General features: G+C 51.2%; 10 protein-coding genes. 7 read left to right on the top strand and 3 right to left on the bottom strand.

The window, feature by feature from the left end; all coding sequences use genetic code 11:
- The first annotated feature begins 589 nt into the window (after nucleotides 1-589).
- Together ACYVAD_RS23370 and tpx are read left to right on the top strand one after the other, a co-directional pair.
- Complete coding sequence (locus ACYVAD_RS23370) at nucleotides 590-1315, top strand: NADPH-dependent F420 reductase (RefSeq protein WP_461141957.1); 726 nt, start codon at nucleotides 590-592, stop codon at nucleotides 1313-1315.
- A gap of 514 nt (nucleotides 1316-1829) precedes the next feature.
- Nucleotides 1830-2423: a thiol peroxidase gene (gene tpx / locus ACYVAD_RS23365; RefSeq protein ID WP_461141956.1), complete on the top strand. Its 594-nt coding sequence runs from the start codon at nucleotides 1830-1832 to the stop codon at nucleotides 2421-2423.
- 83 nt (nucleotides 2424-2506) lie between these two features.
- Here tpx and ACYVAD_RS23360 read toward each other — a convergent pair whose 3' ends face one another.
- The 3 genes from ACYVAD_RS23360 to ACYVAD_RS23350 all read right to left on the bottom strand — a co-directional run bounded on the left by ACYVAD_RS23360 (nucleotide 2507) and on the right by ACYVAD_RS23350 (nucleotide 4021).
- A complete protein-coding gene (locus ACYVAD_RS23360) occupies nucleotides 2507-2965 on the bottom strand; it encodes a hypothetical protein (protein WP_461141955.1) in 459 nt (152 codons plus the stop codon).
- A gap of 333 nt (nucleotides 2966-3298) precedes the next feature.
- The gene (locus ACYVAD_RS23355) at nucleotides 3299-3472 is read right to left on the bottom strand and encodes a hypothetical protein (protein ID WP_461141954.1); all 174 of its coding nucleotides are present in this window, start codon (nucleotides 3470-3472) and stop codon (nucleotides 3299-3301) included.
- A 3-nt stretch (nucleotides 3473-3475) separates the two neighbouring features.
- Nucleotides 3476-4021, bottom strand: coding sequence for an alpha/beta fold hydrolase (locus ACYVAD_RS23350; protein ID WP_461141953.1), 546 nt, complete (start codon nucleotides 4019-4021; stop codon nucleotides 3476-3478).
- Between the two features lie 717 nt (nucleotides 4022-4738).
- On the opposite strand from ACYVAD_RS23350, the gene ACYVAD_RS23345 reads away from it, so the two are divergent.
- The 5 genes from ACYVAD_RS23345 to ACYVAD_RS23325 all read left to right on the top strand — a co-directional run bounded on the left by ACYVAD_RS23345 (nucleotide 4739) and on the right by ACYVAD_RS23325 (nucleotide 12008).
- Entirely contained in the window at nucleotides 4739-5359 is a 621-nt protein-coding gene (locus tag ACYVAD_RS23345) for an RNA polymerase sigma-70 factor (RefSeq protein ID WP_461141952.1), read from the top strand.
- A gap of 142 nt (nucleotides 5360-5501) precedes the next feature.
- Entirely contained in the window at nucleotides 5502-6560 is a 1059-nt protein-coding gene (locus ACYVAD_RS23340) for a FecR family protein (protein ID WP_461141951.1), read from the top strand.
- 256 nt (nucleotides 6561-6816) lie between these two features.
- A complete protein-coding gene (locus tag ACYVAD_RS23335) occupies nucleotides 6817-9753 on the top strand; it encodes a TonB-dependent receptor domain-containing protein (protein ID WP_461141950.1) in 2937 nt (978 codons plus the stop codon).
- 70 nt (nucleotides 9754-9823) lie between these two features.
- Nucleotides 9824-10741: an AEC family transporter gene (locus ACYVAD_RS23330; protein WP_461141949.1), complete on the top strand. Its 918-nt coding sequence runs from the start codon at nucleotides 9824-9826 to the stop codon at nucleotides 10739-10741.
- 7 nt (nucleotides 10742-10748) lie between these two features.
- Complete coding sequence (locus ACYVAD_RS23325) at nucleotides 10749-12008, top strand: cation:dicarboxylate symporter family transporter (RefSeq protein WP_461141948.1); 1260 nt, start codon at nucleotides 10749-10751, stop codon at nucleotides 12006-12008.
- Nucleotides 12009-12053 lie beyond the last annotated feature (45 nt).

Raw genomic sequence — 12053 nt, 5'->3', positions numbered from 1 at the left:
GCCAACATTCAGATTATGTTACAACGAATACAGCCATCAAGCCAAATCTAATTCCAAAACACGCTCTAAGCCAAATTATTCCTCCAATGCAGACGAAGAAACCTCCAACAAATAGTATTGTATTTATTGAAGGACTTAATGGTATAGTATAACCTATTCCCATCGCTAGCCAGCCCAGAAACATTGCTATCGGGACTAGTACGATTTTAATAGGTCTTTTTAATTTCATATGGTCCGTCTGTTATATAAGTGCTTATATGTTAACAACAGTACAAACTTCAGGCAAAATACCATCTCCCGAAACGCCCGAAAATTAAGGTATCACTCCTAGCCCCTCCCTCTCACAAAGGAGCGATTGTTGAGAATCCATTAGATTCAGACTGTAGTGGCTTCTACTGCGTTAGCCAGTCTCCTTTATCTGACAACACCCTGATCCTATTGAAACCAAGTAAAACCTTACCTCGCACGTTTGGTTGCCTGGCTACTGGTCAGCCCTGGCATAGGCGCATAAACAATTGGCGTATCCGGGAGTTAAAACCCCACCTGGGCGAAACCCCAATCTATAACTTACTTGTTCATTGTACCGATAATGAAAATAGGAATCATTGGCGCTGGCTTCATTGGTAGTGCCCTTGCCACCCGGCTCACAAGCCTCGGCCATTCAGTAGCGATTGCCAATTCACGAGGCCCGGAAACGCTGGGTGAGGTGGCAAAAAAAACCGGCGCTACTCCCGTTACCGCCGAGCAAGCAGCTCACTACGGTGAAATCATCGTGGTGACTATTCCCCTGAAAAATATTCCCGATTTGCCCAAAACTTTGTTCGAGGGTATACCCGCTGAAGTAACCGTCATTGATACCAGTAATTATTATCCTCTGTTGCGGGATGGACGCATCCCCGAACTGGAGCAGGGGGAGTTGACCGAGAGTGAGTGGGTAGCGCAGCACCTTGGTCGGCCTGTTGTAAAGGTGTTCAATAATATCATGGCCAATCACCTTGAAAAATCGGGCAAGCCCGTCGGTACACCCGGCCGTATCGCTCTGCCTGTGGCCGGCGATGACCCCGCGGCCAAGCAGAAAGTAATGGCTCTGGTGGAGGAGTTGGGCTTTGACGCGGTGGATAATGGTAGTCTGCATGAGTCGTGGCGGCAGCAGCCCGGTACCCCCTGCTACGGAGCGGATCTACCTGCTAGGGAGCTGGAGCAACAACTAGAAGGGCTGGGAACAACGCGTACGGAGCAACAGCACGCGCAGTTTTTGTCTAATCACGCTGCCCTGGAAAAGCAAATGGCAGCTCAGAACGTTAAGCTGAACTAGCGAACGATCAAAGCCGCTACCCTTGAGATCAATAAGTGCTTGTCGCTTTACCCGAAAGCGGTTTCAAGTACAGTTAATGAGAAAAGAACGGAAAAGCTAGATTTTTCCCTTGTTTCCCCTTCAGCTTGTGCCAGTCGCAACCGGGCATCAATTAGATAGATAATAAAAAGAATAAGGGTTCATTCAGTTGCACCAGTCAAGGGACAACTCAATGAACCCTTATTCATCTCAAGCGGAGCGTTTGAGAAGAAAATAGAATTCAAATAAGCGGACCTTCCCTAGGCCCGTAGGAGTGTGCAGCCAATCCGTCCCTTACTACCCCAATAGGAGGATTGACTTGCCCATTGAGACAGTTTTAGTTCCTTAACCACGATTCATCTGGTCAATCATGCCTCGCCAGTTCTAATCGGATTCGTGTCGATCGAGCATTGCCGATTTGTTTCGATTGGCTTGGTGGATGTTCATCAAGGGTTTCTTAGTACATTTGGCGAACGACAATCAATGGCATGTCTTTATGACTGGAATCAAAAAATCTATAGGCGCCTTTACACTCTTTTTTCTGGGTTTAGCAGGCATACTCATTCCAAGTGTTGGCTTAGCACAAACCACTGGCACAGCTATTACTCTAGGGGGAAAAACAATTCATACCGTTGGTAAACTGCCCCCGGTGGGAACATCGGCTAAAGAAGTCACTTTAACCGGTATTGATCTCAAGGATAATACATTAGCGGATTACAAAGGCAAATACGTAATCATGAATATTTTCCCTAGTGTGAACACCGGTGTCTGTTCCAAATCGGTCCGCAAATTCAATGAGGATGCTGCCGGCCTACAAAACACTACCGTGCTCTGTATTTCTAAAGACTTACCCTTTGCTCAGAAAGCGTTTTGTGGGGCGGAAGGGATCAAAAATGTGGTGATGTTGTCGGATTTCAGAACTGATTTCGGCCATGCTTATGGGGTACAAATTGCCGATGGCCCCATGAAAGGTTTATTAAGTCGGGCAGTGATTGTGGTGAATCCCGAAGGGAAAATTGTTTACGAACAACAGGTACCGGAGATTGGGCAAGAGCCTGATTACGCTGCCGCACTAGCTGCTGTTAAGTAGCGATTGAAGAGATAGCCAGCCGGTTAACTTTTAACCTATCGGACCAGCTGGCTATCGTGCTACAGGGCTTCAATAGCACGTATCTAACGGGTCAATCGTAGAGTGCGCAGGAAGATACAGGCCTGGGTTGGACAAAGGGTGTCACGACTAATCATCGTCAGTGTATTCCCGTTGAGGGTACCGGTCAAACGAGCGACGTAGGTACGGGATACGCCATCACAAATAGCCTTGTTGCTATTACTCATGACCACATTAGTACCATTGATAGTACCTGTATATTCCACAGGAATGCTATTTGGTCCGATTGTTTGGATAACTGTAGCCTTAACGGTACCCGTTGTGTGATTAGAGCCAACTAGCTGAAACGTAGCTGTAGCAGTTGCATTTGGAGTGTTCCAGCTACAACTGCCAAGCTGTTGAGTTTGAAGATCTCCGGACCAATTGCCTTCAAGATCAGCATGAGCAACAGGTTCACCATCAGGCTTATCACAGGCACTCTGACTGAAAGCAAGTAGTAATGCAATAACTATGTTTGTTTTCATGGAACATACCAAGTTGTCGGCCGTGTGGTTTCTCTTGTGAAAGAGGTCACTCATTTGTTTCTACTCCCGGCGTTTAGGTATTTGTAGTTGGGGAACGAAGCGTTGCTCCAAATTCTAGCCTTTTTGTGAGACTGTGCGTCTTGGAGTACAAATCCCTTGAAAGAATAGAGTTGTCAGGTCAGAGCCTAATGGACACAGCGTCGGCAGTTGGTAGGCGATCAGACCCCGAAGCTAGTATATTCACTGTAAAAAGCTATCCAGATAACCTAAGAGGGTGTCCGTTTGCATCATCAGAGAGACATGCCCCTGCCCAGGAACAATAGCCAATTGGGATTATGGCATTACACCCAGATCAGTACTGCGTTCACCGCCCAAGAGTTGATACGTTCGTATCAATTCCAGTTTATCCAAACCGTCATGGTCGCCAGCGACGAGCAGTACTGGCGCAGCAATTTGCGCAATGTTGGCATCACCCAGGTCATAGGGGGTTGAAGCCGAAGCGATCATCTGTTATACGAACGCCCTCCAGTTGCTTTTATCCGGCGCCACAGCCTCATAGGCCGCTTGTAAAGGCGTGTTTGTGAAAAACTCAGGCTTAGTTTGCTTAAACCGGTCGGTCACTTCGGGTAGCCAGCCACTACTTTTATAGGTCGACGAAATGATCACTAATTTGCTTATCCGTCCAGGGCTTTGTATGGCAAACTGATAAGCCACAGAGCCGCCAAAACTATAGCCTACTACACCCGCACGCTCAATGTTGAGGTGATCCAGGAGGCCTTCCACATCCCGGGCTAAAGTAGCCCTTGACAAGTTTCGATCGGAAAGGGGGGTATGTCCATGTCCCTGTAATTCAATCGCAATGACTTTTCTGTTTTTTGATAATTCGGGTATGAATTGACCCCAGTTCATCTCAATGGTCATATAGGCACCATGCAGCAAGACGATCGGGCTGCCCTGGCCATGTACTTCGTAATACAGATCGATTCCATTAACAGGCGCATAGCCCTTGTCGTATGGCTTACTTTGTTGTTCGCTGGATTGAGATCGGGCAGCCATAGTGCTTGCTATTGGTCGTATTGATGAAACGGTATTGCCTGCTTTGACTGGATTTTTCGAAACAGGATCTGGTTTTGCTTTTCGAGGTGATCGAATACCCAAAGATAGAGAGCCTTTTAGCGTTTGACGCTGTGTAAAAGCGACAGTATCAGGGGTGGATCGTGACAACTAGGACCGATTCACAAGTTGCCGTATTGGCGGAGTCTTTCTCGCTTTTTCTGTCCGCTATTGAATCTGCTGATTTACTAGGTTGCCAACGCTCGTAAGCGAATGCCATTGGGGTTACTCATAGATTCTGTCCACGCTAGAAACTGTTCCAGAAAACGCCCGTTTTGGGTAACAGCAATAGCTAGACAACATTATAATCAACTGGAGTCTTATAATGTCGCAAATTGCCATCTCATCAATCAAGTTCTCAGATTTGGCATACGTAATTGAGTATGTGAGACATTACTTTCACCACATGACGTTGAATATGTCAACAACCAATCATTTGCCCAGTAGCCATCATAACGTGGCATAGTCTTGTTTGAACAGGCAGAGAACGTACTTGCCCCAACACTATACAACCTGGCGGTATGCAATCAGGATTACATAGATAGATGTGACTAGACTTTGACGCCCCTCGATTCATTCGTAACCCCATAGCATAAACCGAACCCAAACTAGTAACAATATTTCAACAAATAGTGATAAAATGGTTTTCTACATACATTTGTGACAGACTCTGTTATTTTTGACTTCATGCCGTCCCCGGCCTCAACTACGTATCACCAGTATGCTGATGATCAACTCACCTCGGCGCTAGCTGACGGTGATCGGAACGCGTTTGCCGAAATCTACGACCGCTATTGGAGCCTGTTATACCGACTGGCTTATCAAAAGCTGCGCACTCGCGAAACAGCCGAAGAGCTGGTGCAGGATTTATTTGTCAGTCTGTGGAGCCGGCGGGCGGAGGCCCATATCCGCGACCTACGCCCCTATCTACTGACCGCCTTGCGGTTCTCAATTATCAACCACATTGAGTCGCTGCGGGTGCACGAGCGCTTTGTGGCTTACTACGAGTCGTTTCTGATGCAGACTGATACGGAATCTACCGATGAGTTGGCATTGCAGGATTTGACGAATGCCATCGAAAAGAGTTTACAAACGCTTCCCGAAAAGTCGCAGCAGGTGTTCCGCTTAAGCCGGTTTGAGTATCTTACCATTCCTGAAATTGCGCAACGGCTCGACCTGTCAGAAAAAGCCATCGAATACCACTTAACTCGGGCTCTAAAGGTTGTTCGTGAAAATTTACGTGATCTTGGCACGTTAGCCTTATTTTTCTTTATCAATTAGCAAATAGAATAATATCAAGAAATATTACACCGTCGAATACCGAAAATATAAACTTTACATTATTCAATAGTTTCTTTTAGGGTTAAGTACCGAACAGGCTGACTTACACTATGAACGACCAGCTATGCGTTCAAGCAGCCTTATGACTCAATTCGATTTTCGTCAACTTTTACGTCGCTACCAGACCGGGCGGGCCACCGACGAGGAAATCCGGCGTGTCGAAGCTTGGTACGAATCGATGGGGGCTGGTGTGGAGCAACCGATTAACTCATTGGAAAGCGAGACCATTCGGCAACGAATGTGGGCACACGTTCAGACCAAAACGGAATCAGGTACCATCGCACCGACAACCATTGTCCGCCCCCTGCCCGTTTATCGTCAGAGCTGGTTCCGGATGGCGGCTTCGGTGGTACTGTTGCTGGGACTCTTCGGATATGGTCTCTGGCAGTGGTCGACGGAACGCCCAACGCAGGTGAAGCTGCTGAGTGTACGGATGAACAACACGACGCACCCCATGCAGATTCGACTGGACGACGGCAGTCAGGTTACCCTTGAACCCGGTAGCTTTCTGCGTTTTCCCGACCACTTCTCGGCAACCAAACGTGAAGTGTTTCTGACGGGAGAAGCCTTTTTCAGCGTAACCCGTCAGCCCGAGCGGCCGTTCCTGGTCGTGACTGACCGAATTGTTACGCGAGTACTGGGAACGAGTTTTCGGGTGAAAGCCTTTGGCGGCAAAGCTAACGTATCTGTTACCGTACGAACAGGCAAAGTCTCGGTATTCGACCGTCCCACCTCGAACGTATCAGGTAAAGAACTGGATAATGCGGTAGTACTTACGCCCAACCAGCGGGCGGTATTTTATCCGGCAGATGCCCGGTTGGTTAAAACGCTAGCCGAGAATCCGGTTCTGCTCACACCGGACAACCAGCGACCTGATTTTAACTTTGTGGATACCCCTCTACCCATAGTGTTTGACCGCCTGGAGAAAGCTTATGGGGTTGACTTCGTGTACGATGCTGATGCGTTGGCTCGTTGCACGCTGACGGCTCAGCTGACCAACGAGTCTCTCTACGAAAAGTTGACGCTTATCAGTGAAGTTACCCACGCCCGGCATGAGGTTATCGACGGGCAGGTCGTCATCGACAGCCGGGGCTGTACGCCGGCTACTAAATCTATTGCTCCTAAATCGCTAACCGACTGACTAATGCCTATGGCCCATTGAGTATCCGTTTTTTACAGCAAAGCCGGTAATGGTGGCACATTACCGGCTTTGAAATCCCTCTTCTTTCGTGTCCGCGAAACACCCGATTACCGGGCGAAGGGATCGTTTTTGTCCAGAATTTCTCTAAACCTTTCAAAAACAGCTTAAAAGTATGCATCGCCAGTCAACTTTACCAGCATTGTTGTGGGCAATCATGAAAATTACTGTCTGCCAGCTTGTTCTCGCGCTTCTGTTTGTGACTATTTCAATCGCTCACGAAGGTCGGGCGCAGGAAGTCCTGAGTCGCCGGGTCACGCTAACAGTTGTTGACCAGCCCGCCCGCACGATTTTAAACCGGCTGGAACAACTAACCGATATTCGGTTTATGTACAGCGCCGAAGTTATTAAGGCCGATCGGTTGGTGTCGGTGTCAGTGCAAGAACAGCGGCTCGACAACGTGCTGAATCAATTACTTAACCCACTTAACATTACGTACCGGGTTATTGGCCAGCAGATTGTTCTGAACACGACGACCGATAACTCGTCGGCTCTAAACGCCCCCACCGCCCCTCCCATCGCGGGTAAAGTCACGGCGAAGAGCGGTGAGCCCCTACCTGGTGTTAACGTAACGGTAAAAGGCAAAACGCGGGGCGCATCGACCGACGCCCAGGGTCAATTCAAGCTGGAAGCCGAGCCGGGCGAAACGCTGATCTTCTCGTTTATTGGCTACAAGAACCAGGAAGTAGCCCTGACGGGACAAACGTCGGTCGACGTAATACTGGAAGAGAGTTCGTCTCTGCTTCAGGAAGTGGCCGTGGTAGGCTCACGGTCGAGCGTAGCGCGCACCGACGTAGAGCGGGCGGTACCTGTCGACGTGCTGTCGGCAAAAGAGTTGCAATCGACGGGACAGGTTGAACTGAGCCAGCAAGTGCAGTTTACATCGCCCTCCTTTAATTCAGCCAAAAATGGCATCAATGGCGTAGCCAGTTATGCCGACCCAGCGTCACTGAAAGGACTGTCGCCCGATCAGATGCTGGTCCTGGTCGACGGTAAACGCCGACACCAGTTCGCAGCCGTCAATCTGAACGTAACGGTGGGTAAGGGTACTGTCGTCACGGACATGAACGCCGTGCCAACGCTGGCGGTCGAACGGTTAGAGATCCTGCGCGACGGGGCAGCCGCCCAGTACGGTTCCGACGCCATCGCCGGGATTGTCAATCTAAACCTAAAAAAATCGGTCGGTACGGGTAGCGCGCTGCTGCAATACGGCGTTACAAGCCGGGGCGACGGGGGTGGTTATACGGCGGGGCTGAACTATGGGTTTCGGCTGGGAAAGAACGGTTACCTGAACCTGACGGGCAGCTACCAGGATGTCGCTGGTACCGATCGTTCGGACCCCTACAACCCACAACCCGTTCCGGGCGGAGCCTATACTGGCATTTACACAACCAATCGCACGACCGACGAATCAACTCGTGAAGCATGGGGTGTCTATGGCCAATATGGTACATTCCGGGTAACGCAATACGGCAGTAACGCCATGAAATCAGGGCAACTGTTTTACAACGCGGGAATTCCCCTGAGCAAAAACTGGACGCTCTATTCATTTGGCGGCTTCTCGCGCAAACGAGTGAACGCACTGGGCTTTTTCCGTACGGCCATCCCAACCGTCGGCACGACCAATCCAACCATTTATCCCGACGGCTTTACGCCCCAGCTGCCCGGCACGGTACAGGATTATTCAACCGTATTGGGGATTCGCAAAAAGGTAGCCGAGGGTTGGAATCTGGATCTGAGCACCGGTTATGGCTACAACTACCTTGACCAGAACGTAACGAATTCGACCAACGCGTCGTTGGGGGCCAATTCTCCAAGAGATTTTTACGTGGGCCGCATTGCCTTCGGACAAAGTGTTAGTGAGATCAACGTCAACAAAACGATGTTTGGCGCGCTGGGTACTAAAACGCTGAGCCTTGCCATCGGTGCGCAGTACCGCGTCGACCAGTTCCAGCTAAAGGCGGGGGACCCAGCTAGTTATCAGGTCGGCCCATTGGCGGCAACCAACAACAAGATTCCCGGTTCGCAGGGACGCGTCGGCATCGGGCTGGATGACCAGACCAACCGGACGCGCTCGAACATAGGCTTGTACGTAGACGTGGAAAGTGACCTGACGGAGCGGCTGCTGCTGGAGGGGGCGTTACGTTATGAAAACTACAGTGACTTCGGCAGCAACCTGTCGGGGAAACTGGCCTCTCGTTACAAACTGAACGACAACTTTTCGGTTCGCGGATCGATCAACCGGGGCTTCCGGGCACCATTGCTGCAACAGGTCGCCAATGCCGTTACCACCTCGACCGTTCAGAACGGCGTTGTGACCTCTACCAAGGAAATTCCCAACAGCGATCCCCGCCTGAACCAGATCGGCATTGAAAACCCGAAGGCAGAAACGTCGTGGAACTACAACCTGGGCCTAACCGCCAAAGCCGCCCAAAACCGGTTGCTGTTTACGCTCGATGCTTATCAGATCGACATCCGCGATCGGATTATCATCACGGAGAACTTACGGGTAGCTAACATTGCCGCCCTGCGACCGCTGTTCCCCGGCTTACAGGAGATCACGTTCTTTACCAATCAGGTAAATACCCAGACGCGGGGGATCGACTTTGTAACATCCTTCCGGCAGACCCTCCGGCGCAACAACGTCTTTACGGCCAGTGTAGCCCTGACGGTAAACAAGACGACGATTGTCGGTACGAAAGGTACTCCCGCGCAGTTGCAGGCGGGCACGACCGCCCCGATTCTGCTGATTGACACCGTGAGCCGTGCCCTGATCGAAACAAGCCAGCCCCGGACCAAAGTCCTGGTATCCTTGGGCTATCAGATGGGCAAGCTGACCGTAAACCTGCGCTCGACGTATTTTGGTTCTGTAACGGCCTGGGAAAAGCCGAGTGGTCTGCCCCACCGCGTACAGACCTTCAGCGGCAAGAACCTGTTCGACGTATCGGCGGTCTATGCCTTCAACAAGATGTTTTCCCTAACGCTTGGCGGTAACAACATTACAAACGTATACCCGGATCGGGTCTTCTCCAATTACGCGTCCTATAGCAACGGACAGGTACCGTACACCCGTAACGCCAACCAGTTCGGCTTCAACGGAACGTACTACTATACCAACCTAATGGTTAATTTTTAGCAGTTCATGAGGTATTTCTGTCATCCCGGACGGCCTGGGATGACAGAAGCTCGAACAACCCGAACCGATCATGGTGAATGTGGCGCTGTTGCTGGTTTGTCTGCTGGCGGGGGTACTCTTACGACAGAGTCGGGTAATTCCCGCCGATGCTCACCTGACGGTGAACCAGTTGCTGGTGACGGTATTTATCCCGGCACTGACGTTGCTCTACATTCCAGACATGCATCTGACTCGGGAGTTCTGGTTACCGGTGCTGGTTCCCTGGCTCGTATTCCTGACAGGTCTACTATTCTTTGGGTTGATTAGCCGATCACTGCGGAGCACTAGTCAGGCGCTTGATAGCCCTACACTGGGTTCGCTTCAACTTACCGGTGGCATCAGCAGTGTCTCGTTTGTGGGCTTCCCGCTGTTCGAGCTACTCTACGGCAAAGCGGGTCTGGCAGTGGGTATCGTAATGAGTCAGGCCGGTACGTTCGGCGTAGCCATGACGCTGGGTGTAGCATTAGCCAGTTGGCATACGGCCAAGCAGCCTTCGTTGCGGCAACTACTAAGCAATATGCTCCGGTTTCCGCCCTTTCCGGTTTTTCTGCTGGCGCTTGCCGCGAACGGCCTGGGTTACCGGCATCCTACGCTGGTGCGTGATCTACTGGAAAAGATTAGTGCACCGTTTTCAGTGCTTGCCCTGCTATCGGTCGGTTTGCAGCTGCGCTGGCGAGTTCAGCCCGCTGAACGATACCGACTCCTGCTGGGCCTATCGTACAAATTACTGCTGGCCCCGCTGCTGGTTTTTGCCCTGTGTCGGCTCTGGCTGGGCCGCCACGATTACGTTGCCGACTTGTGCGTACTGGGCTCCGCGATTGGTCCTATGAACACGGCGGCTATTCTGGCGAGCCGCTACCAGTTGAACGCCCCGCTGGCGTCGCAGATGGTCGGTATTGGTATCCCGCTGTCGTTACCCATTGTTTTTTTGATTTACCTGTTTCTCTGACAACTGAATGAAAAAGCTACTAAACAATCTAACATTCTGGGTACTCACCGCTATTGTTTCGGGTGCCCTGCTGGGCCACTTCGCGCCCGCCACTGCCGTTCAGCTGGAATTTCTGGGCAAGTGGTTCATCAACGTAGTGAAGCTGTTCATCAACCCCATCATCTTCCTGACCATAACGCTGGGGATTAGCAGCATGGGCGACCTGAAGAAGGTGGGCCGGGTGGGCGGAAAAGCCTTGTTGTATTTCGAAATCGTGACAACACTGGCTCTGCTGATTGGCGTTGGCGTGGCCAATTTTATTCGACCCGGCGATGGCGTGGCAACGGGCAACCTCAACGGTGGCGCCATCAGCCAGTATACCCAACGGGCTGAGTCGTTCTCATGGCTCAAGTTCCTGGCCGACAACCTGACCTTACAGGTACTGCTGGTATCGATCGTCGTGGGTATGGTCCTGAGCCGATACGAAGGTCGTGAGCGGATACTGAACTGGTTGTCGATAGCGTCGAAATGGGTATTCAAAGGGCTGCACATCGTCATGCGGTTTGCTCCGATCGGTGCGTTCGGCGGTATGGCCTACACCATTGGGAAGTATGGTATCGGTACGTTGCTGCCACTTGCCAAGCTGATGACAACGGTATACGTCACTATGTTTCTGTTCGTATTCGTCGTACTCAATGCCATCCTGAGCTACTACAAAATCAATCTGTGGTCGTTCCTGAAATACATCCGGCAGGAGCTGCTGATCGTACTCGGGACCTCATCGTCGGAGGCTGCGTTACCCGCCCTGATGGAAAAGCTCGAACGCATGGGTTGCGCTAAACCCGTAGTGGGGCTGGTCGTTCCGGCGGGCTACTCGTTCAATCTAGACGGTACTACCATTTATCTGTCGCTGGCCACGCTGTTTCTGGCGCAGGTCTTTGGCGTTGAACTAACCGGTTCGCAGATTCTGACGATCATCGGTATTCTGATGGTCACCTCGAAAGGGGCAGCGGGCGTAACGGGCAGCGGCTTCGTCGTGCTGGCCAGTACGCTGACGGCCGTGCGGGTTATTCCGGTGGAAGGCTTGGCCCTGCTGCTGGGCGTCGACCGGTTCATGTCCGAAGCGCGTTCGATCACCAATTTCATCGGTAACGCCGTCGCCACGGTTTTCCTGGCCAACAACGAAAAGGCGTTCGACCGAACCATGATGGAACAAGCCTTCAACAGCCACACGCCCCCTCCCTCCGTCCCCGACCTGCCCGCTCCCGAACCCGTTTTGAATCGGTAACCCGTACCTTCTTTCGTCAGTCAATCTGTTAACCAACAACCTGTT

Source organism: Spirosoma pomorum, assembly GCF_054776615.1.
This window is presented reverse-complemented; position numbering and strand designations above follow the sequence as displayed.

What these genes read in the sequence shown, in the direction of transcription:
- ACYVAD_RS23370 (WP_461141957.1), top strand. Translation starts at nt 590, where the DNA reads ATGAAAATAGGAATCATTGGCGCTGGCTTCATTGGTAGTGCCCTTGCC.
- ACYVAD_RS23325 (WP_461141948.1), top strand. Translation starts at nt 10,749, where the DNA reads ATGAAAAAGCTACTAAACAATCTAACATTCTGGGTACTCACCGCTATT.
- ACYVAD_RS23350 (WP_461141953.1), bottom strand. Translation starts at nt 4,021, where the DNA reads ATGGCTGCCCGATCTCAATCCAGCGAACAACAAAGTAAGCCATACGAC.
- tpx (WP_461141956.1), top strand. Translation starts at nt 1,830, where the DNA reads ATGACTGGAATCAAAAAATCTATAGGCGCCTTTACACTCTTTTTTCTG.
- ACYVAD_RS23330 (WP_461141949.1), top strand. Translation starts at nt 9,824, where the DNA reads ATGGTGAATGTGGCGCTGTTGCTGGTTTGTCTGCTGGCGGGGGTACTC.
- ACYVAD_RS23355 (WP_461141954.1), bottom strand. Translation starts at nt 3,472, where the DNA reads ATGATCGCTTCGGCTTCAACCCCCTATGACCTGGGTGATGCCAACATT.
- ACYVAD_RS23360 (WP_461141955.1), bottom strand. Translation starts at nt 2,965, where the DNA reads ATGAAAACAAACATAGTTATTGCATTACTACTTGCTTTCAGTCAGAGT.
- ACYVAD_RS23340 (WP_461141951.1), top strand. Translation starts at nt 5,502, where the DNA reads ATGACTCAATTCGATTTTCGTCAACTTTTACGTCGCTACCAGACCGGG.